General features: G+C 35.8%; 21 protein-coding genes. 14 read left to right on the forward strand and 7 right to left on the reverse strand.

From position 1 onward, the window contains the following. From F3D3_RS16020 to F3D3_RS16040, 5 genes are all read right to left on the reverse strand, one after another. Window positions 1-638: DUF4372 domain-containing protein (locus F3D3_RS16020; protein ID WP_139132122.1), on the reverse strand; the 638-nt coding region annotated here is incomplete at its 3' end. A 460-nt stretch (window positions 639-1,098) separates the two neighbouring features. Further along, the gene (locus F3D3_RS16025; RefSeq protein WP_069875464.1) at window positions 1,099-1,422 is read right to left on the reverse strand and encodes a type II toxin-antitoxin system RelE/ParE family toxin; all 324 of its coding nucleotides are present in this window, start codon (window positions 1,420-1,422) and stop codon (window positions 1,099-1,101) included. A 2-nt stretch (window positions 1,423-1,424) separates the two neighbouring features. After that, complete coding sequence (locus F3D3_RS16030) at window positions 1,425-1,670, reverse strand: type II toxin-antitoxin system prevent-host-death family antitoxin (protein ID WP_069875465.1); 246 nt, start codon at window positions 1,668-1,670, stop codon at window positions 1,425-1,427. Window positions 1,671-1,871: 201 nt separating this feature from the next. After that, window positions 1,872-2,975 carry an ATP-binding protein gene (locus F3D3_RS16035; RefSeq protein ID WP_084389108.1) on the reverse strand — a complete coding sequence of 368 codons (1,104 nt, stop codon included), beginning with the start codon at window positions 2,973-2,975 and terminating at the stop codon, window positions 1,872-1,874. A 260-nt stretch (window positions 2,976-3,235) separates the two neighbouring features. Then, complete coding sequence (locus F3D3_RS16040; RefSeq protein WP_069875467.1) at window positions 3,236-4,216, reverse strand: Fic family protein; 981 nt, start codon at window positions 4,214-4,216, stop codon at window positions 3,236-3,238. 405 nt (window positions 4,217-4,621) lie between these two features. Between F3D3_RS16040 and F3D3_RS16045 the strand changes: the two genes are divergently transcribed. Next, window positions 4,622-5,233 carry a hypothetical protein gene (locus F3D3_RS16045; protein WP_069875468.1) on the forward strand — a complete coding sequence of 204 codons (612 nt, stop codon included), beginning with the start codon at window positions 4,622-4,624 and terminating at the stop codon, window positions 5,231-5,233. Between the two features lie 449 nt (window positions 5,234-5,682). On the opposite strand, the gene F3D3_RS16050 is transcribed toward F3D3_RS16045, so the two are convergent. After that, entirely contained in the window at window positions 5,683-7,122 is a 1,440-nt protein-coding gene (locus F3D3_RS16050) for a transposase (RefSeq protein ID WP_255364400.1), read from the reverse strand. Between the two features lie 423 nt (window positions 7,123-7,545). Here F3D3_RS16050 and F3D3_RS16055 point away from each other — a divergent pair, with 423 nt between their 5' ends. From F3D3_RS16055 to F3D3_RS16070, 4 genes are all read left to right on the forward strand, one after another. Beyond that, window positions 7,546-8,244, forward strand: a complete 699-nt coding sequence (locus tag F3D3_RS16055) for a hypothetical protein (protein WP_069875470.1) — start codon at window positions 7,546-7,548, stop codon at window positions 8,242-8,244. Window positions 8,245-8,274: 30 nt separating this feature from the next. Next, window positions 8,275-8,535 (forward strand): hypothetical protein, encoded by a 261-nt coding sequence (locus F3D3_RS16060; protein ID WP_139132124.1) that lies wholly within the window; start codon window positions 8,275-8,277, stop codon window positions 8,533-8,535. A 266-nt stretch (window positions 8,536-8,801) separates the two neighbouring features. Further along, window positions 8,802-9,347, forward strand: a complete 546-nt coding sequence (locus tag F3D3_RS16065) for a GNAT family N-acetyltransferase (protein WP_069875472.1) — start codon at window positions 8,802-8,804, stop codon at window positions 9,345-9,347. 11 nt (window positions 9,348-9,358) lie between these two features. Beyond that, complete coding sequence (locus F3D3_RS16070) at window positions 9,359-10,384, forward strand: MerR family transcriptional regulator (RefSeq protein ID WP_069875473.1); 1,026 nt, start codon at window positions 9,359-9,361, stop codon at window positions 10,382-10,384. A gap of 162 nt (window positions 10,385-10,546) precedes the next feature. Here the strand turns inward: F3D3_RS16070 and ychF are convergent, their stop codons facing one another. Then, window positions 10,547-11,638 carry a redox-regulated ATPase YchF gene (ychF, locus tag F3D3_RS16075; protein WP_069875474.1) on the reverse strand — a complete coding sequence of 364 codons (1,092 nt, stop codon included), beginning with the start codon at window positions 11,636-11,638 and terminating at the stop codon, window positions 10,547-10,549. A gap of 177 nt (window positions 11,639-11,815) precedes the next feature. On the opposite strand from ychF, the gene yfmF reads away from it, so the two are divergent. The 9 genes from yfmF (at window position 11,816) to mraY (ending at window position 21,898) form a co-directional block, all read left to right on the forward strand. Further along, on the forward strand, window positions 11,816-13,072 hold the full coding sequence (gene yfmF / locus F3D3_RS16080) for an EF-P 5-aminopentanol modification-associated protein YfmF (RefSeq protein WP_207645392.1): 1,257 nt from the start codon (window positions 11,816-11,818) through the stop codon (window positions 13,070-13,072). Further along, on the forward strand, window positions 13,073-14,368 hold the full coding sequence (yfmH, locus tag F3D3_RS16085; protein ID WP_069875476.1) for an EF-P 5-aminopentanol modification-associated protein YfmH: 1,296 nt from the start codon (window positions 13,073-13,075) through the stop codon (window positions 14,366-14,368). 7 nt (window positions 14,369-14,375) lie between these two features. Continuing rightward, entirely contained in the window at window positions 14,376-15,125 is a 750-nt protein-coding gene (gene lgt, locus F3D3_RS16090; RefSeq protein ID WP_069875477.1) for a prolipoprotein diacylglyceryl transferase, read from the forward strand. A 271-nt stretch (window positions 15,126-15,396) separates the two neighbouring features. Continuing rightward, window positions 15,397-15,834, forward strand: coding sequence for a division/cell wall cluster transcriptional repressor MraZ (mraZ, locus tag F3D3_RS16095; protein ID WP_069875576.1), 438 nt, complete (start codon window positions 15,397-15,399; stop codon window positions 15,832-15,834). A gap of 32 nt (window positions 15,835-15,866) precedes the next feature. After that, window positions 15,867-16,799 carry a 16S rRNA (cytosine(1402)-N(4))-methyltransferase RsmH gene (rsmH, locus tag F3D3_RS16100; protein ID WP_069875478.1) on the forward strand — a complete coding sequence of 311 codons (933 nt, stop codon included), beginning with the start codon at window positions 15,867-15,869 and terminating at the stop codon, window positions 16,797-16,799. 18 nt (window positions 16,800-16,817) lie between these two features. Further along, window positions 16,818-17,333: a cell division protein FtsL gene (locus tag F3D3_RS16105; RefSeq protein WP_069875479.1), complete on the forward strand. Its 516-nt coding sequence runs from the start codon at window positions 16,818-16,820 to the stop codon at window positions 17,331-17,333. 121 nt (window positions 17,334-17,454) lie between these two features. Beyond that, window positions 17,455-19,428: a penicillin-binding transpeptidase domain-containing protein gene (locus F3D3_RS16110; RefSeq protein ID WP_069875480.1), complete on the forward strand. Its 1,974-nt coding sequence runs from the start codon at window positions 17,455-17,457 to the stop codon at window positions 19,426-19,428. A 39-nt stretch (window positions 19,429-19,467) separates the two neighbouring features. Further along, a complete protein-coding gene (locus F3D3_RS16115) occupies window positions 19,468-20,931 on the forward strand; it encodes a UDP-N-acetylmuramoyl-L-alanyl-D-glutamate--2,6-diaminopimelate ligase (RefSeq protein ID WP_069875481.1) in 1,464 nt (487 codons plus the stop codon). Window position 20,932: 1 nt separating this feature from the next. Continuing rightward, window positions 20,933-21,898 (forward strand): phospho-N-acetylmuramoyl-pentapeptide-transferase, encoded by a 966-nt coding sequence (gene mraY / locus F3D3_RS16120; RefSeq protein WP_084389109.1) that lies wholly within the window; start codon window positions 20,933-20,935, stop codon window positions 21,896-21,898. Window positions 21,899-21,910 lie beyond the last annotated feature (12 nt).

The raw sequence follows: 21,910 nt of genomic DNA on the forward strand, positions 1-21,910 counted from the left end.
GTTACAAAGTAAATCTTTTGTTCACAGTAAATATCAAATTTCTTATAATCCACATAAGCGCGGTCCATTACATTGATAGCACCTTCTTCGGATATCACCAAATTGTCCATTTGCTTTTTATCTGCTGGACGTGCATTCGTTATGATCGCTTTATCTGGCAAACTAATATCATCGCAAAATTTCAATCGCAAATGGAGCTTGATCCCACTTTTTGTTTTTCGAAAATCTGCCCATGGATACTGAGTTATACACATACTTATCGTTGATGAATCAATCATATACAAATTACCTAAAGAGGATTTAACTGCATTTGGCTTCAAATAGATATGTGCATCTTTGACGACTTGATTAAACATCTGCTTCATATGATTTGGATTGAGACTGTTCAATTTTCTAGAAATTTGTGAATGACTTGCGGACTCAAGACCTATGGCATTTTGTAAGGCAACTGAACTATTCAAGTGTTTTGATAGTGCTCTGACTGATTCAAATTCCATAATTTGAGCAAATATCATAAGCGAAATAAATCGTGAACTGGTCAATTTCTTGATATACTTATCAATTCCAAAAGATTTTAAAATTGTTAGTGACTCTTGTAATGAATTTATGATAAAATTAATTGTGGTGTTCTTGTTCATATTTTTTTATCCTTTCTTTATTCAAGATAGTTTAGAAAAATTTTGAGCAAGAACTATTTTTATACTCATTCCTAGTTTACCATATTATTCAATTCAAAAAAATACTTGACTTTCTGTTATTTTTTTATGCAACACTAGTGATATGAAATACAATCAAACCGAAGAATTGTTTACCCGACAGGTAAATATTTCTTGTTCAGAGGATAATTTTTCTGCTTTGTCTGTCCAGCAATTTGCTCAACAAATATCATTGCCTGCAGGAATAGTTGTTGGTAGACTGCAACATGATGGGTATGTGCCATTTACAAACCTAAACAAAATGAAAATTAAACTAAATCAGTTTAATCAACTCATTATAGCCTAAGGCAAAGGATCACTCCAATGCCGAAGGCTATTTTTTTGTGTGAATTACATATCAAAGCCTTTACCGTTATTTATGATACGGTTCACCGTGCTGTATCTAAATACGGTTTTTTCTGTCACCGAAAAGGATGTTAATGTAATCCTGCCTTGTATCTAGTACACGAATAATGTACACTGTGTACTTTTCCAAACGGTAAAATATATAATTTTTCTCAGCAACAAAGTACATATAGTCAGTTGGTATATCAATGGTGTTTGTTAAAGGTCTTCCTAATAATGGATATTTTTCGAATCTTCTAATATGCTCAATCATTTTTTTTATTTTGGCAGAAGCTATTTCTGAATCAAACTCATCTTCTAAATATCTGCTAAATCTTATCAAGTCATCTTTAGCTAATGGTGAAAACTCTATTCTATACATAACTAAAGACCTAAAGCTGATTCTATATCATCTAAAGAAAACCAACCTTCCTCTCTTGCTGACTTTTCACCTTCAACTAAACTAGCTATAAGTTTCATTGTAGCTTTCATTTTTTCATAGTCTTCAATATCCATCAACACATACTTCCCTCTACCTTTTTTGGTTAAATATACGGGAGATTGTTCTCTACATGCATTTAATACATCATTATAATTTCTCAAATCGGATACTGGTCTTATATTTGACATTTTATCAACTCCTTCTACTTATAGTATATGCAAACTTGCTGTAAAATACAACGAATATTCTACAGCATTCATCTGACTTACCGACTTTATAAAACGATCCTTCATCTCTTATATTGCCCCTAAGGATTATATCTCTAGTAAAAATCGAATCAAACAAACCCGATAATATAGCTTCCACTTCTAAGATACTCATTAAAAACGCTAATCCTCTAAAAGAAAGTTGATAATATTTTTATGCACAATACCATTTCTCGAGCGATTGACACGATCCATTGAAATCACCATTTTAGGAAAATTATCATCAATAGCTTCAAGAACAGAAAATTCTCTTTCAATCGTGGATTCTTCCGCTAGTAAATACGTCACTTGAATATAAGTTGTCATCTCACCATCAACAGCAATAAAATCTACTTCTTTATCATCATATTTCCCAACATAAATTTCATAGCCCCTTCTTCTGAGTTCCAAATAAACGATATTCTCTAGTGCCTGTCCTATATCTTTTTCATTGTTAAAGTAGAGATTTCTAATCCCTAAGTCATTGATAAAGTACTTTTCATTGGTCTTCATCAGCTCTTTACCTTTGATATTATATCGTGGTACCCCATGAACTAGATAGGTACTTTTTGCTGCTTCAATATAATTATAAATAGTTTCTTTGGAGAGTTTTCGGCCTTCACTTTTAAGATAATTCGTAATAGTTCCTGCTGAAAATATCTGACCAATATTATTAATTAGGTATGACATAAACCGCTGTAGTAAGTCTACATCCCTTACATTATAACGTTTAACAATATCTCTTAATAAAATGGATTGGTACATGTCCATAAGATAATTTTTAGCAGTCCGTTCTTCTTCAAACTGGAATTTCCCAGGCATACCACCCATCCTTAAGTAATCTAAAAAAACATCTTCACTTTTCGAAAAGCCTTCACTCACTTCTTTATAGGATAATGGCAGGACTTCTATGGTATAAAAACGCCCTGTTAAGTACGTCGCAAGTTCACCTGATAAAAGTTTTGAATTTGAGCCAGCGATAAATACCTCTGTATCGTCTTTGGCATTTAATGCGTTAACGACTTTTTCAAAGCCTTCAACTTCCTGAACTTCATCAAGAAAAACATAGCTTTTCTTTCCTTCAATTTTCTTTGATTCAATATATTCATAGAGTGTCTTATATTCTTTAAGGGATTCAAACTCAAGCCACTCAAAGTTTAAACTGATGATTTGTTCTTTTTGGACACCTTGACTTAGAAGTTCCTCTTGTATTTGTAATAGCAATGTCGATTTTCCAACACGACGCATACCACACAGAAGTCTTTTACACAAGACTTTTATGTGGTATTTAGTGTTTTTGTCTTTTGTACAAGAATTTCTACAAAACAGCTTATTATCCTAACCGCCGCTTTGATTCTTTGAAAGAGGCAACTTGGACGAAGCAAATTTTCGTTGAAAAAACTTAAAGAATGTATGATTTTGGCAAAAGCCTAATTAGATAATATTTTTTACTTGTGATATGGTTCACCGTAACAAGTTAAAACCAAACGCTTACGATGTTAACATAACTATTTAGTTTTAATATATTTCTGTTTGCTGCTATTCGGTTTATCTGGTATTGTCATTTCAACCATTCCCATTTCCATCGCAGGTAAAAGATAATTATTTCTAAATGTTGGTCTGTGCTTGATCCCGACACGTTCCATTAATTCGCTCGTGCTTAACGGTTCATTATCCATTGATTCAATTAATTTCAAGACTTGTTCGGTCACTTGTACGCCGACTTGTTCGGTTCGTCCAAGTTCACATAATGTATCATAGATCGCTTGAAGTAAAAATTCAATAAACTTTCCAGAATCAGCAACTTTATCACAAATACCCAATACTTCATAATATTGATCTTGTCTTTCTTTGATCAAGGACTCAACTGGCAACCATCCAAATATTTTTTTCCAATTATATAGAATCAACGTCTGCCACATGCGACCCATCCGTCCGTTTCCATCTGAAAATGGGTGAATAAACTCGAATTCGTAATGAAACACACAACTTTTCACCAATGGGTGAGCTTCTGACAACTTAACCCACTGGATCAATGCTTCAATCTGTTCCGGAACCAAAATCGCTGGTGGTGCCATATGAACCAACTGCTCACCTGCAAATACACCTACACTACCGCTTCTGAATCTCCCGGCTTCTTTTGTCAAATCATTCATCAATATTTTATGAGCTGCTAATAGTGAATTGATTTCATATGGGTCAAGATTCAGGAGTATCTCATACGCTTCATAGGCATTCTGTACTTCTTTTATATCTTGCCCAGGACCAAGAACTCTTTTCCCATTGACGATTGCAGTGACTTGATCAATTGATAAAGAATTGTTTTCAATTGCTAGTGATGCTTGAATCGTCTTTATTCTATTGTTTCGTCTCAATTTTGGATTAATTTCATTTTTTTCACTCATTGCAAATTTAGTAATCACTTCCATAATATCTGCAATTAGAGTTACCGTTTTTTCAGTGATTGTATACGGGGGAATATAAGCCATGATTTACCTCCAATTCTTACTTGTACTTATTATACCGTACAAGTGAATGATAATAAACTTAAACTTATTATTTAAAAAAATTCGTCTCAAAACTTGAAACTCAGGTTACTATATCCTTATAATCATAATGGGTAAGTCTACAAATTACCGTTACTTATGATACGGTTCCGCGTACCAAGGTTTGTACAACCGCCTTGAGTTTAAAGGATGCTACTAAACTCATTAAAATGCTAATGAAAGTTTGTGCAACTCGTCAATTTGATGAGAAGGATTCAATTGAGATTTCATTTGTATGCGAGAATTTTGACTAATATTGTATTTCTTAATTATATGTTTTGAAATTTACTGTTATTTATTTCTTAATTTGTTAGAATAGGATTAGACAAAACAACAGGGAGATGGAGTATGCTTATAAATAGAAATTATTATGAGAAATTGACTTATATAAAACCAGACTCAGATGAAATGTGCAACTCGTACGATAATGTTACAAATGATGTTGACGCTTTAACATCAGAAAGTTCAATCATACTAAAAAACCAAATTAATGAATACACTTCTACTTGGCTTCTTGATAAAGACCTATGGATTCAACACGAGAACAGTAAATTAAACGTCGAGTTTGAAACATTATCGCGTGGTCGTATTGTATTGGTTAATCCTGGTGTAACAAAATTAGGCAGAGAACAAAGGTTTATGCACTATTATATAATTTTAGGAGAATTTAAAGAAACTTTTATTGGAGTGCCTATTACTAACATGGCTTATGATAAAAATCGAAGTCGGAATTATCTAAGAAATTTTTTTGAAGTTGAACTTATAGACCCTATCTACCCAAAGCCTTACAATGAATATCGTTGTACAAAAAGGAGTGTGGCTGATGTAAGAAATATCAGTGGTCTCGATAAAAGGCGAATTGTTAAAAATCAGTTATACACAGATAAAAAGTTCGCACCTTCAACATATCTTAATTCAGTGAGTGAAAAAATAAGAGAATCTATCGCATCAATAGTATAAAAATTTTTCCTGATTATTCTAAAAAGTATTGACTAATCTCATTAAAATGATATACTTAAGTTACCTTAATTAGCGACTTTTATAGTCGCCGGAAACCAAAATTAGAATGAGTTGCCTAGCAACTCATTCCTGTTTTTTTGTTTATATAATATTTAATAGGGTATATAAACAATACATCAGTTGACCATAACTAGCGGATTTTATCCGCCTGTAACCAAAGGAGAAGTTAGATTTTATAACTTCTTCTTTTTTATTTCTGCAAATCTTACTAAATCACATTCTTTCATAATTAAATAAAATTCGTTTCAACAAATTCAAAAACGCCCGAAAGTGATTTATTTGAATGCTAAAACAGCATCTCGTAAAACCGCATTCTAAGTCACCAATGGTGACGGATTAATATTTTATTTTAGTTGAATAAAATATTAAGGTGCCAATAATCCACTTTTTCAACTCACAAATTCAAAATTAAAAAGACAATTATAAAAATGGGTTACTTTTAAACGCGTTTTCACGAAAAAGCACGTCAAAATTTGAAGGATAAGTGCTGCTTTTAGCACACTCTTCACATTTATGGCACCTATTTTGAAAGTAAACCACATTTTTGAGCGCAGTAAACTACGAACCGGAATCCGGTCCACATTATATCGACGTCTTAAAATGGATGGAATTCCCTCAACACCATTTCTTTTCTTAGATAATTCGCGATAATCTTCTGCTGAAATTTTTTCCAGATAAGTTGCTCGCTTTATCATTTTTTCAGAAATCATTACAACAGCTGATTTCTTTTGCATTTTAATACCACAATGCTCTTTAAGTGGACAATTTAGACATGCTGCTTTGTTAAACGRCACACGGAACTGCTCGGTACTTTCATAATATCTTGTTTTATATGGGGTTTGACCAATGGGACATTTGAGTACTTCTTTGTTTTCAACATCAATTTCAAATTTTGATTGTACAACATCAGGTGCTTTTCCAAGTAAGGCGGTTGTAATGAGTTCTATATTATTTTCTGTGGCAAGCTCTGTGTTCTCAATACTAGYATAAGCGCCATCAGCTAATAAAGTAGTCGGTTCAGCTTGTGGTCCAAGTTTTTCAATGGTTTCTTTACAAAACTGACTGTCGCTGTGGCTGTTGGTTGCATAATCAAAAGCTGTAATAATGGACCCTTTTTTATCAAATGTCTCAACTACATTTCCAACATAGCCCTTATGACTTTTTCCTGCTTTGGTACGATAAGTTGCATCTGGATCAGATGGATTTTGTAAACTTGAGGGTGTGATCTTTGTTTTATGTTTGGGGATACATGAACCWTTTTCATCTAAAGTGCTCTGTTCTTCAAGCACACGTTTTAAAAGTTGATACGCTTTAAATTCTGAATAAGCTTGTGGTAGAATCGCTATTAAGTGATTCGCATCATCAATAACTTGTTGCAACCGACTTGATTGTTCTTCACTTTTTCTGTGATAAATCATGGTGTTGCTATCTTCAGCATCCAAATAATGCTCAAGAGATTTTATATATTGAATTTCTCCTGTTTGATGAATCAGTTTAACCATGTTGAAAACACAAGTATAAACAATTTCCARACGAGACATTTTCTTARCACTTGATGATATCATGAGGCTATCCATACGCTTAAGTGTCGTCTCCATACCTAAATATTTTACGAAATGATCGGCAAGAGAGATCATTTCTTCTTGAAGCAAGTCTATGCCTGTCTCCATTTCATAGTCATATAACCTTTCTCTAAAGCGGCTGAAAGTGCGATCACTAAAGGGTTGTTCTTCAAAACTTGTGGTATGCAGTGCAAACTGAAAGCGCACATCACAAAGGATACTGGCTAATAGATCATCATCTGTCAAACCAAAAAGTTTTTTTAGAATAAGCGATGTATTACTACAACCTTATTGCCACTATAAATCCATTTTTGAAAATGACTTAGATTGATTTTATGATAACGATTAAGAAATATTGAAAAAGTCGGTTTTTATATGAGGTATCTAATTTTGACACTTTAATCAATTATTGGGATAAAAAATGAAATTAGAAAATATTGTTTATAGAAGATACAAAGATCCCCATTCTCAATAAATCGTAAATGTTAAATCTTAACATCAAGTTTACGTCATATTTTAAAATAAACTTTACACAAAATTCTTGATAGGTCCTCAAAATATGTTACAATAAAATTAGGCTACTAACAATTTCATTATAATAGAGAAATTGGAAACATTAACTTGTAAATATTTTTGTGAAGTGATGTTGCTATTTAGTATGAAACTGGAGGTGAGTTCAAGGAGAACAATATGAAAAAAAAATTTAGCTTAATTGTAGTAATGGCTTTTATAATTACTTCAACATTTTCGAGTTTTGCAGATGTGGGTAATGGTGTGAAAACATACGATGAACTCATAAATGACATCGTAAATTACTTAGAAATATCTTCTGAAGGACTACTCGATGTGGATAAAACATTAGAAAACATTTCAATTAATGACTACTCACAGAAAGATATTTCAGAAATAAGAAATCAACTTGATGCTTTTAATGTTGCGATGAAAGAAAGTAATGCGATAGTTGATAGAGATGGAATCCTCAGGGAAAAAGGTAATGAGTCAAAAAAAACTATGCAAAATGTTGTTGTCAATAGCCTTCCAGAGGGACATAAATTAATTGAAGAAGGAATGTATTGGACTGAAAATAATATCATGAGAATTTATTTTTCAAAAGATAAAGCGTTGGATATGATTTCGAAGAGAGATTTTTTTACAACGCAGGGTTTTATTCCAACATTAATTGCAGGTTACTTTAACTTTCCCGTGGGCGTAATACTCTCTGTAGGACTTCAAGTTGCATCAGAAGAATCTGCTCAGATAACTAGAGCTTTAAATGCAAGTGGTGGTAATGGTGTATGTTTGTCTTATTGGAAATATAATTCTTCCTCTAGATCTTGGTCGCCGTGGTATAAAGGTAGTATTCAAGGCAATGATTGGACTAAATATTAGGGAATGTGGTGAAAAATGAGTAAATATTTAATGTTATTTGTGTTAGCCGATGTTATTCTTTCTTCGATTTGGTTTAAATATCAAATGCCCAAAATAGACAGTAAGTTAAAATATTGGGAAAAAAGAAGAGTGCAATTCCTGCTAGAATTACCAGCGGTATTAGCAATAATATTACTTGAGGGCACAATTGAAAACATTATTCTACTGATGTCCTATTTTGTTTATATGACAATTGTATTCGTCATCATTATGTTAACAACAATGATGATTGAATTTCATAAAAAATTTTAGAAAACACAGCTCTAGAAATATACTAAAATAGTGTAGCTTATATTTATTTAAAAGTACTTGTATAACCGACAGAGAAGCTGTGTTCTCAAATGAGTAAAGCTTTGAAAATATAATAATCGTCTTTGCAATTTATGAAATGTAGGGGGCTGTACTAAATATTCAGATAGTAATTTTGATTATTAAGGACGAGTAATCAAAAAATATATGACTTTTTTATTGACCTTCGCCCAGGGCGAACCTTTATGATATGATTATGGAGGTAGTGTATGACTATAAAATTGAGAAGTATGATAATTGATGATCTAAAAAAATACGAGGAAATGAATCATCCTGATCGTTTGTTCCATGAATTCAATGGACCCTATTTTAAAAGAGAATCTTTGGAAGAGTTACAAGACCGTATAAAGAGAATGTATAATGTATTCAATTCTGGCAAACCTGTTAAAAATCATTGTAAAATGATTGTGGATGCTTCTAATGATGACTTGATTGGAGAAGTAAGTTGGTATTGGAAATCGGAGGAAACAAAATGGTTAGAAATAGGTGTTGTTATATTTAATGAGATTTATTGGGGACGTGGTATTGGTTATGAAGCCATGAGTTTATGGATAGATCATGTATTTACTATTTTCCCTGATTTGGTGAGAATTGGTCTAACGACATGGTCTGGAAATGAAAGAATGATTAAGCTTTCAGAGAAATTGGGTATGAGACAAGAGGCGTGTTTCAGAATGGCTAGGACTTATAATGGTAATTATTATGATTCTGTAAGCTATGGTATACTAAAAAGTGAATGGAGCATGTCGCGGTGAAAGGATAGTTAATGAATATAAAAGAAGTTGCAAGTTCTTTTGGAGTAAAAGCAAACCAATTAAGGTTTTATGAGAAAAAGGGTCTGATTTTTCCCGAGAGAGATAAAAATGATTATAGAGTTTATTCTATGGATGATCTATTAAGATTGCAGGCTATATTAACATATCGCGCATTTGAATTATCAATAGAGGATATCAAAATCTTGTTATCGAATGAGGTGGATTTGGAAACACAACTCTTTAAGCAACTGAGTATTGTTAATGATACCATTCACAAGTATAGAAAGATTCAAAGGTCTTTAGAGACAGTTATGGATGCCTATTTGGATAATAAAACGAATAAGAAGTTACAGCTGGAGATGATTGAAGCAGGCAGGAAAATAGGTCAACAAATGAATGTCAAGAATAATTGGCGTGATTTATGGAACTTCGATGATTGGGCTGATAATTATGATGCTAGAATAAAAAACGATATTGGAAATTTGAGTTTCTTTGATAATTATGATCAAGTGTTAGATGAGGTCTATGAGATTAGCACCCGTACTTTTGAAAACGGTAGTGTGCTAGATATAGGTAGTGGTACAGGTAATCTTACTTGTAAATATCTGATGTCGGGTTATGAAGTAATAGGTTTGGATCAATCTATAAAAATGTTATTTGCATGTAAGAAGAAATGGCCTGATATGAAATTACGCTATGGGGAGTTTCTAAAATTACCATTTGAAAATAAAGCTTTTGATCGCATAGTAACAACATATGCCTTCCATCATTTGAATGAGGATGAGAAAGTAATCGCATTACAAGAAATGAAACGTGTATTAAATGATAAAGGTGAAATAGTTATTGGTGACATCATGTTTTCGGATGAAGTGAGCAAGAAAAAGTTTTATGAAGCTTGTGATGAGTTGACTAAAAAAGTAATAGATGATGAGTATTACTCTATTATATCCTTATTAAAACCATATATCAAAAAACTAAATATGAAAATCGATGTAAAGCAAATTGATGAGTTGATGTTCATTTTACGTTTATATTAGCTCTTCCTTTTGGTAGGGCTTTTGTTCTGTTGATTTACGAGGTCACCGTAATAGCGATCTGTAAAAAAATTCCCCCTCATCATACACACATCAGAAGGGCTATCCACAGCGTAAGCGAGGACGCTAGCCCGAAGGGTGTGTGTATGATGAGGGGGGGTCTAACTATACGTTAAATCTAAACAGCATCACATCGCCATCTTGAACGATATATTCCTTGCCTTCAAGTCTCACTTTGCCTGCTTCTTTAGCGACAGCCATCGTGCCATAAGTCTTGATATCTTCATAAGCGATGGTTTCTGCTCTGATAAAGCCACGCTCGATATCCGAGTGGATTTTACCAGCGGCTTGTTGCGCTTTAGTACCACGTCTGATGGTCCAAGCTCTGACTTCTTGAGGACCAGCAGTTAGAAAACTGATCAGGTCAAGCAGGTGATAGCTTGCACGTACGAGCTTATCGAGGCCGGATTCTTTGAGACCGAGTTCTTCAAGGAAAGCTTGCTTGTCTTCGTCTTCAAGCTCAGAAATTTCTTGTTCCACTTTACCGCAAATCATAACCGCTTCTGCATTTTCTGATTCGGCGAACGCTCTCACTTCTTTTACAAAATCATTTTCTATCCCCGCAATCACGTCTTCTTCTGAGACATTTGCACAATAGATCACCGGTTTGTAAGAAAGCAAATTAAGCGATTTAACGAGCTCTTCTTCATCGGAAGTAAGATCCATCGTTCGAGCGGATTGTCCATCTTCGAGTACTTTTCGAACGCGCTCAAGGATTTCAAATTCTTGAGCTAAGGTTTTGTCAGACTTAAGTTGTTTTTGAGTTTTTAATATTCTTCTATCCAGCATTTCAACATCGGATAAAATAAGCTCAATGTTGATGGTCTCTATATCGCTAAGAGGACCGATCTTGCCATCCACATGGACCACGTTATCGTCTTCAAAGCAACGCACCACGTGGACGATGGCAGCAACTTCTCTAATATGACTTAAAAATTTATTGCCTAATCCCTCGCCGTTAGAAGCCCCTTTAACAAGACCTGCTATATCATAGAATTCAATTGCTGTGGGAACGACTTTTTTGGAGTCGTACATTTCTTTTAAAACATTTAGACGGGCATCGGGTACTGAAACCACGCCGACGTTTGGTTCAATTGTACAAAAGGGATAGTTTGCACTTTCCGCACCAGCCTTTGTAATTGCGTTGAACAATGTGCTTTTACCAACATTTGGCAAGCCTACGATACCTAATTTCATTATAAACCTTCCTTCTCGTTATATGTGAAAATTTTACAATTTTACTTCCAGCATGCATAAATCATTATAAACCATTAACAAGGCATTGTAAATATTATATAATAAGAAGATACGCAGCACAAAAGTAAACATTAATTGACTACTCATTAAAGGAAGTGACTTATGATAAAAGGAACCATGAAAGTAAAATTGACTGAGGGCGTGACGCTTCATATAATTCAGTCTGAGAAGTTTAAAACCATTTTGGCAGGCATTTATTTTAAAAGACCACTTTTACCTGTTGAAGCCTCTTATAATGCGCTATTATCTAGAATAATGGATCATGCCACAAAGACATTGCCATCATTAAGAGCTATTAACAATGAACTGGAATATCTATATGGATCAGTGATTGTCGTGGATACGCATAAATATGGAAACAACCAGACCATTCAGTTTAAGATGTCTTTTCCAAATGAAAAGTATTTAGATGAAGTGGATTTTTATGAAAAGCCGCTTAAGATTCTCACGGATATCTTCTTTGACCCTTTGATCGAGCAGGGTGGCTTTAAACAAGAAATATTTGATCAAGCACAAGCGACATTAATCAGTGAAATTGAAATGCGCAAGGACGATAAAATGGATTGGGCGATTTCGAATTGTCTTGAGACCATGTTTCAAGACGAGCCTTACAAAATCCATGAACTGGGTACGGTGGAATGGGTTAAGGCCATAACGCCACAATCGCTTTATGAACACTTGCAATTTTTACTCAAAGAAGCGGAAATAGACATCATCATAAACGGTGATGTTGATGATGAAAGTATAGTTCCAATCGTAAAGAAGTGGTTTAGATTAGAGAGAACCTCTTATACGCCAGTACCGAGAACTTCGAATAAAAAAGAAGTTAAAGCAGTAAAATATCATGAAGAGAAAATGCAAGTTACTCAGGGCAGATTGGTGATGGGATATCATTATGAAATTGAATATGACGATCCGAGATATGTGGCGTTATTTCTTGCAAGTGCAGTGCTTGGAGGCGGTGGAGGTTCAAAGCTCTTCATAAGAGTAAGAGAAAAAGAATCTCTTTGCTATACGATTTTTGCCAGGTCAGATAAGTTTAAGTCGGTTATGCTGATCTATGCGGGCATTGATCCGGATAATTATGATAAGACGTTAGCACTTATAAAAGAAGAAGTAAAATTGCTTCAAGAAGGTGATTTCACAGAGGCAGATTTGGCAAAAGCAAAAGAAGTGATTATTGCCAGTTTTCTCTCTATATCGGATTATCAAAATAGTTTTATCAATTACTACTATGCGCAAGTCCAATTTGGATTACCAATGGATATTGAAAAGAAAATTGAATCAATAGAGAATGCTACGAAATCTGAAGTAATAGCAGCATCAAAACTATTGCAACTAGACACAATCGCATTTGTAACCAAGGAGGATTAAATGAATATACAAACCATAACAAACGAATATTTGAATGAATTATATCATAGAGCTTTTTTAGAATCTGGGTTAGAAGTGATCATTGTTCCAAAGAAGGACTTTGTCAAGAAGTACGCTTTCTTTGCTGTGCACTACGGTGGTATTCATAACCAGTTTTATATAGGCGATGATGAACTTGTGAAAATGCCCGCTGGCATCGCACATTTCTTAGAGCATCAAGTCTTTGAAGATGCGGACAAAAACACGTTTTCTGCCTTTGAAGAACTAGGGGCTAGCGTTAATGCCTACACGAGCAGTTATGCGACGGTTTATCATTGTGATGTTGTAAAGTACCCAGAGGAAGCTATTAAAACCCTCATGTCATTTGTACAGGCACTTAATATCAATGAGAAAAGTGTCCAAAAAGAGCTTGGGGTTATAGAGCAAGAAATCAAAATGTATGAAGATGAACCCACATGGCGTTTAAACAGAGAACTTATGAGAGGTCTCTTAAACAAGCATCCTTTACGTGATGAAATTGCGGGAACTGTCGATTCTATTCAGCAGATTGATGCTGACAAAGTTTTAACATGCTATAATGCTTTCTACACGCCTGCGAACATGAAAATGATCATTTATGGCGATGTGGATGCTCAAGAGATGATCGCTCTGGTGGATAGCCTTCAAACAGAAGCGTATAAGAATCGCAATAAAACGGCAAGAAAAGTCGAATTTACCGAACCACATCCGATTCATACAAAGCGCAGCGTCATCTATGGGGATGTGCATAAGAATCGATTTGAACTTGGCTTTAAGCATATAAAACCTATTATGGGGAATCACTATGACTATATGGCGGCGATAAAAACAGCGCTGGACCTTGTCTTTGGAAGAGGAAGCCAACTTTATAAAGCAGCTTATGAACAAAATTTAGTTCAAAGCCAATTTGAATATGATGTTCAAGTTGAGAAAAACCTCTCTTATATAGTGATTTCCAACGATACAGATGAGATAGAAGCGGTAGAACAGTTGATTTTTAACACGATTCGATCTTTCAAAGCAAATGGATTTGATCCAAATGATTTTGAACGCATTAAACGTAAAATGATTGGGAGAGTTCTTTCTTCCATGAATTCACTCAATACAATAGCTTCTAATTTTACGTATCAGCTCACTAAAAATAAAGATTTTTATATTCAGATTGAAGCGTATAAAAATGTGAAGTATGATTACATGGTTGAAGTGTTTAATTACTTCTTTGAAGATATGGATAATCATTCTATGGCAATACTTTTAAAAAACGAACTGAAGGAATAGGTGAAAAATGGATCGATATGCATTTGAAATTTTTGGCGTTGGGATTGCGTGGTATGGCATTATAATTGCCACAGCTATGTTTTTAGGAACGATCATGCTGACGAAAATTGGGAAGCGATATGGTTATGTGGAAAACGATCTCATTGATTTGGCGCTCGTTGTTTTACCCTCTGCGATAGTAGGGGCACGTGCCTATTATGTCATTTTTGAATGGTCTTATTACAGTGCTCATCCCAATTTGATATTTGCATTTAGGCAAGGTGGCCTTGCGATTCACGGCGGCATCATAGGCGGTCTTATTGGTGGCTATATCGTCTGCAAAGTTAAAAAGCTTAAATTTGCAGATCTGGCGGATATCATAGCAATGCCTTTGATTTTGGGTCAAGCGATTGGCAGATGGGGTAATTTTATCAATCAAGAAGCGCACGGCGGTCCAACAGATTTACCTTGGGGAATTCTAGTGGATGGTGTCAAAGTGCATCCGACATTTCTCTATGAGTCGCTTTGGAATTTAGTGATCTTTGGCATATTGCTCTTTACTTTTAAAAAGCGTAAATTCTATGGTGAACATTTTTTAAAATATATGATCTTCTATTCTATAGGCCGTTTTTTTATAGAGGGTCTCAGAACGGATAGTTTAATGCTTGGGCCGCTAAGAATTGCGCAAGTGATCAGTTTGGTCTTTATCGCGATTGGCCTTGGCATACTTGTGTACGCAAGGAAAAGTGGAAAATGGAAAATCGAGGATAACCACTAGATGTAGAGGCTGTTATCCTATAGGTGACTGCATATAGAATTGTAGTGTGAGAATCATTTTATAATTATAAAAAGATTGAAATTTCAATTCATTCAAGAGATGAGACCACAGTCCTAGAGTGTTGGGTAAAAGCGACTTTATTTAAAATAAAGTCGCTTTTTTAGTTGCGCTTTGTTCAAAAAAAGTTTAGAATAACTATATAAAGTGGTACAAAATGTTATGAAGTGGGTAGAAAGACCATAGCTTTTAAATAATAAAGGACGAGTGGATGATGTTTACCGGAGAATACAGACACTCTGTCGATGCTAAAAATCGATTGAGCATACCTTCAAAATTTAGAGAAAAGTTGGGTGATACCTTTTATATCACTAAAGGTCTTGATCACTGTCTGTTTATTTTTTCAATGGATGAATGGCAATTATTTGAAGAAAAGTTAAAAGCACTACCTCTTTCGAATAAGAAAGCGAGAGCGTTTGCACGATCATTTTTTGCAGGTGCAGCTGAATGCGCTCTAGATAAGCAAGGCAGAATTTTATTACCACAGCCCCTAAGAGAACATGCCAGTATCGATCGAGAAGTATACATAAATGGTGCAGGCTCTCGAGTAGAAGTTTGGGATCAAAAGGCATGGGAAGCATATAATGACTTTATGACCGCCAATATGGATGATTTAGCAGAGGATATGGAATCTCTGGGAATCAGTTTCTAATCACTAATGGATTGAGATGGGAGAGTAATACTATGGGGTTTAATCATGTTACGGTATTGATAAAGGAAACTATTGAAGGGTTAGAAATTAAACCAAATGGTATTTATGTAGACGGCACCTTAGGTGGTGGTGGACACGCGTTTAAGATCCTTCAATTTTTAGACAAAGGCAAACTCGTTGGAATTGATCAGGATCAAGATGCACTTGATGCAGCTACAAAGCGATTGTCTATATTTGAAGGCAAATTCGTGCCGGCACATAGTAATTTTGAAAACATCAAAACGGTTCTAAAAGAGTTAGGCATAGAAAAAATAGATGGACTGGTGCTTGACCTTGGCGTTTCATCTTATCAACTGGATGAAGCAGAGCGTGGATTCTCATACATGAACGATGGTGCGCTTGACATGAGAATGGATCAAATGGCTTCGTTTTCCGCTTGGGACGTGGTCAACACTTACACAGAAACAGAACTCTTAAAGATGATTCGTGAATACGGTGAGGAAAATTGGGCCGCTAGAATTGCCAAATTTATTGTGGAAGCTAGAGCAGAGAAGTCCATAGAGACGACATTCGAACTTGTGGATATTATAAAAAAAGCCATTCCCTCTAAAGCAAGGCAAGATGGGCCTCATCCAGCAAAACGTACTTTTCAAGCGATTCGAATTGAAGTCAATAATGAACTCAAAATTATAGAGAAAACGATAGAAGATACAGTAAGTGTCATGAATAAGGGGGGCAGGATCGCTATTATTACATTCCATTCCCTTGAAGATCGGATCGTTAAAACAACTTTCAAACGACTCTCAGAAGGTTGCATATGTCCAAAAGAATTGCCAGTGTGTGTCTGTAAAAATGAACCTAAAGTAAAAATAATAACCAAAAAACCTATTTTACCCTCAGAAGAAGAAGTTGAGAATAACCCGCGGGCAAGGAGTGCTAAGTTAAGGGTTGCACAGGTAAAATAGTACCCAAGGAGGGGTCGTATGTACTCAGCAGAAAGATTGCAAAGCGAATACGAAATTAACGATTTAAACAAGTCACAATCTGCTAAAATTGTTAATATTAGAAAAAAACGCTTAGAAAGAGAAAAACAGAAGAAGCGCGCAAAAACGACTTTTATGAATATTGTGAAGTCAATGCTTTTGGTGTTTATTTTCGTGGCAATGTTGAGTATGATTATTTACAAAAACTCTCTTGTCAGTGAAGCTAAATATAATATTTTCAATTTAAAATCAGAGATTAAGTCCCTCAATACTCAAATAGAAGAATTGAGCTCGGATATTGAACAGAAGACTGAGCTTAAAGCCGTTGAAAAAATTGCAATAGAAGAACTTAAAATGCAATATCCTACTAAGGCGCAAATTGTCTATATTGATTCAACAGTCAAATATGCACTTAAAGATGAACAATCCGCAGTGCCAGTGGCATCAGAAGTGGTGAAAAAAGAGCCTAGTCAGTTTGAGGACATTGTAGCTGCATTGTTTAGAGCAAATAAATAAGTCTGAATCTCGTCTATACTAAGTCTGCCTATCCGCAGACTTTTAATTTTTTAAAGATCATGAGTTGATATATTGTAGTGTTCGGTTATAATGGTAGTAGCGACATTTCGGAGGCGAATTAATGACCAAATTCAGAAATAGATTATTAATTTTTTTCATTATCAGTTGCTGCTTGATGGGCGCTTTGGTAGGCCGACTTTTTTACATTCAAGTCACTTGGAGTGATGAACTCACAGCAATGGCAAGAAATCAACAAAATAAAAACATTCCAATTCCAGCAAAAAGGGGCGATATTTTAGATCGAAATGGCGATAAACTTGCCTTTTCAATTAAAACATTTTCAATTTGGGTAAAGTCATCCGCCGTTAAGAATCCTCATGATACAGCCGTATTAATCGCAGACGCACTCGGTGCTGATGCTGCAGAAATTCAAAGAAAAATAGTGGATGCAAAAACAGTCTATGTGAAACTGGTATCCGATCTTGATAAGCGTCAAGGGGATTTAATCAGAAGTAAAGGTATCAAAGGGGTTTCCGTAACGGAAGACAATAAGCGCATTTATCCTTATGATAACTTAGCTTCACACGTGATTGGGAATGTCAATGCAGATAATGATGGCTATGTGGGTATTGAGTATGCGATGAATACCGTTTTAAAAGGCACTGAGGGTAAATATTTTGTCACCACAGATGTGCACGGCAGACAACTCCCCTACGGGGAGGATACGCTGGTATCACCTCTCAATGGAAATTCAGTCAAACTTACAATAGATGATACCATTCAATATTTTGTCGAAGAGCGGTTAGAGGCTGCCATGATCAAGCATACGCCGATTTCAGCATCTGCCATTGTCATGGACCCCATGACGGGCGAAATTTTAGCCATGGCGTCTAAACCGGATTACAATCTAAATGATCCACGGGCAGTTACCGGGCGCATGGAGCAAGTTGCCTTTGATGCCTTAAGTGATGAAGAAAAGTCAAAGTATTGGAATGAAATGTGGCGTAATATCGTCATTGGAAACACCTATGAACCAGGATCGGTGCTAAAAGCGATTACGGCTGCTATCGCACTGAATGAGGAGCTTGTGAACTTCAATACGAAATTCGTGTGCAATGGCGTTCTGAAAGTTGCAGGGGTTTCTTTGCATTGCTGGATTTATCCGAGCTCGCATGGAGAAGAAACGTTTTTAGAAGGTCTTAGAAATTCGTGTAATATTGTTTCGATTCATACGATTGATATGATTGGCTTAGAAACTTATTATAAATATCTTGAATTATTTGGATTTTTTGAAGTAACTGGAATCGGACTTCCAGCAGAAGCGGGGTCCATATCTATACCAAAAGATAAAGTGGGTCCTGTGGAACTGGCAACAATGTCTTATGGTCATGGCATCAACGTGACGATGATTCAAGTTGTAAGAGCGGTATCAGCGCTTGTCAATGGGGGCTATCTCTTAGAACCTCATATTGTTAAAGAAGTGATCAATGAGAATGGAGAAGTTGTCAATTTATATCCGAGAACCGTAGTGCGTCAAGTGATCACAGAAGCCACGTCAGAAAAGATGAAGGTAATGCTAGAGGCGGTAGTGGATGGTGGTACGGGTAAGAATGCATATATTGAAGGCATTCGTGTAGGGGGAAAAACGGGTTCGAGTCGAAAGTTTGAAGATGGCTCTTATCAAGAAGATAACGTCGTCGCTTCATTTGTGGGCATAGCCCCTATAGATGCACCACAGTTTATAATCTATGTCGTAGTAGATGGCCCGCAAGATGAATTCGGAGGCGGTAGTGTTGCGGCACCTATAGCCAAAGCGATGCTTGAAGATATATTGCGATATAATGCCATTACACCCGCAGCGAAAGATAGTAAGATGATCAAGGCGCCAAACCTTGTGGGGCTAAGCTATGAGGATGCTTCTAAGAAGTTGAATGAAATGAAAATAAGTTTCTCAACAGACCCAATCACGATTGACAATGTCAATCTACTGGTGGTAGATCAATATCCAGCACCGGATACGCAAATTTCGGATAAAGCCGTAATGATTTTATCTGTGGGGGATGCAGTTTCCGATGAGGCAGAAAACAATGAATAAAAATTTTGTGATTAAGCGCACATTTGAGTTGGAGGCAATATGATTTTAAGTGAAATATTAAAACAATCTGACTATAAAATAATAAAAGGCACAATCGAAAAAGAAATTAAGGCAATTCAACATCACTCTGATAAAATTGAAAAAGACACTTTATTTGTGGCGATTTCGGGCTATCAAAGGGATGGTCATGATTTTATAGAACAAGTGATTCGAGATGGGGCTACTGCGGTGGTCGTCGAAAGGCATATTGATTTAGATCAGATTCCTGAAGCTGTAAGTGTGATCAGAGTCGTGGATACTAAATTGGCATTAGCAGAAATGGTAAATGCCTTTTACGATCATCCAACCGAGAAAATAAATGTGGTGGGGATTACGGGCACCAATGGCAAGACCTCCATTACTCAGATGCTCAATAATCTCTATACGTCTTTTGGACAGAAAAATGCGGTTTTCGGCACAATCGCCAACTTCATCGGCGATGAGAAAATACCAACGGTTAACACGACGCCTGATGCACTTGAATTGGCTCGCCTTATGAACAGAGCCTCTGAAGTGGCATGTGACAATTGTTTCATGGAAGTGAGCTCACATGCGCTCAAAATGGGCAGAGTCCATGGGATGCATTTTAACTATGCGGTTTTTACAAATTTAACAGAAGATCATCTTGATTTTCACCCTGATTTTGAAGATTATTTCATGGCGAAGCTTCAGCTCTTCAAAATGGCTTTAAAAGGGTGTGTAATCAATAATGATAACGTCTATGGACGTCGTATATTAAAAGAAGTGAGTTTGGATAAAAGATGCTTGTCTTATGGCTTAACAAAGGCATCTGAACTTTGGGCAAACCATATTGAGTACCATCAGTGGGGAAGCACTTTTAATCTGAATTGGGGCGAACAGCATATTCCAGTCCGGTTAAATATTCCGGGTAAGATTTATGTTTATAATGTAATGGCTTGTGTGGGTGTCATGATTCTTCAAGGGTTTAAAATGGATGCAATTGGTGCATTTGTTTCAGAAATTGAACCTGTAAGGGGCAGACTTGAGAGCGTATCCAATGATCACTCTAGAACCATTCTGCTGGACTATGCCCATACGCCAGATGCACTTGAAAATGTCTTACATGCCATTCGAGAATTTTCTCGCGGAAAGATTATTACTGTTTTTGGATGTGGCGGCGATCGCGATCGAAAAAAGCGTCCTATGATGGGCGCAATTGCACAAAAATTATCAGATCTTGTCATTTTGACAAGTGATAATCCGCGAACTGAGGCACCAAATCAGATTATAAAAGATGTCTTAGAAGGCATGACGGTTTCGGATCAATTATATGTGGTAGAAGATCGTCGAGAAGGGATTTATAAAGCGCTGTCACTGGCAAGTGAAAATGATGTGGTCCTCATTGCAGGCAAAGGTCATGAGGATTATCAAATCATCGGGAAAACTAAAATTCATTTTGATGATAAAGAAGTGGTACAAGATTTTTATGATGGAAGGAAATAGTATGTTAACAATTTTTGAGTATAATAGTATGTATTATATTGCATTTTTCATCTGTAGTTTAGCAGCGGCGCTTTTATTAGGTCCAGTGATCATTCCCCAATTAACAAAACTTAAATTTGGGCAAGCGATCAGAGCAGAAGGTCCTAAATCGCATCTTTCCAAAGGGGGGACACCGACCATTGGTGGATTGATTTTTATCACTGCATTTTTAGTGCCCATTTGTTTTTTCTTGATGCAATCTTATGAGGTTATATATGTTTTGACTGGGATGTTCGGTTTTGGCATGATTGGTTTTCTGGATGATTATATAAAGGTTGTTCGCAAGCATAACTTAGGCCTTAGAGCGAAGCAAAAAATAAGCTTGCAACTTTTAATGAGTCTTTTACTGGCAATAATGGCGTTGAAATTTGGGACTGTGATCAACATCCCTGTTTTGGGATATGCACTTGATCTTGGAATCCTTTTTATACCGTTTATGCTGTTCTACTTTATAGCGGTAGACAATGCCGTGAATCTAACGGATGGTCTTGACGGTCTTGCGGCATCTGTGACCACCATTGTGATGTTCTTTTATGCTTATTTTGCATATATTCAAGATATGCCCCAAATGGTAATGCTTGCGCTTGCCATGGCGGGAGCACTTATAGGTTATCTGAAATTCAATTGGCATCCAGCACAGGTTTTTATGGGGGATACAGGATCGCTTGCATTAGGCGGAATTGTTGCGGCTATGGCAGTGGTTTTGAAATTACCGCTTTGGGTGCCCCTTATCGGGCTCATTTATGTAATAGAAGCGTTGTCTGTGGTCATTCAAGTGGGTGTCTATAAAAAGACGAAGAAGCGTGTTTTTAGGATGGCACCAATCCATCATCATTTTGAATTGCTAGGTTATACGGAGAAGAAAATCGTTTTAACATTTTCGCTCATAACTTGTGTCATGGGTGTTTTAGGCGTTTTATTATATTAGATTTTGGAGGAG

The sequence above is a fragment of the Fusibacter sp. 3D3 genome, from assembly GCF_001748365.1.
Taxonomy (GTDB): domain Bacteria; phylum Bacillota; class Clostridia; order Peptostreptococcales; family Acidaminobacteraceae; genus Fusibacter_A.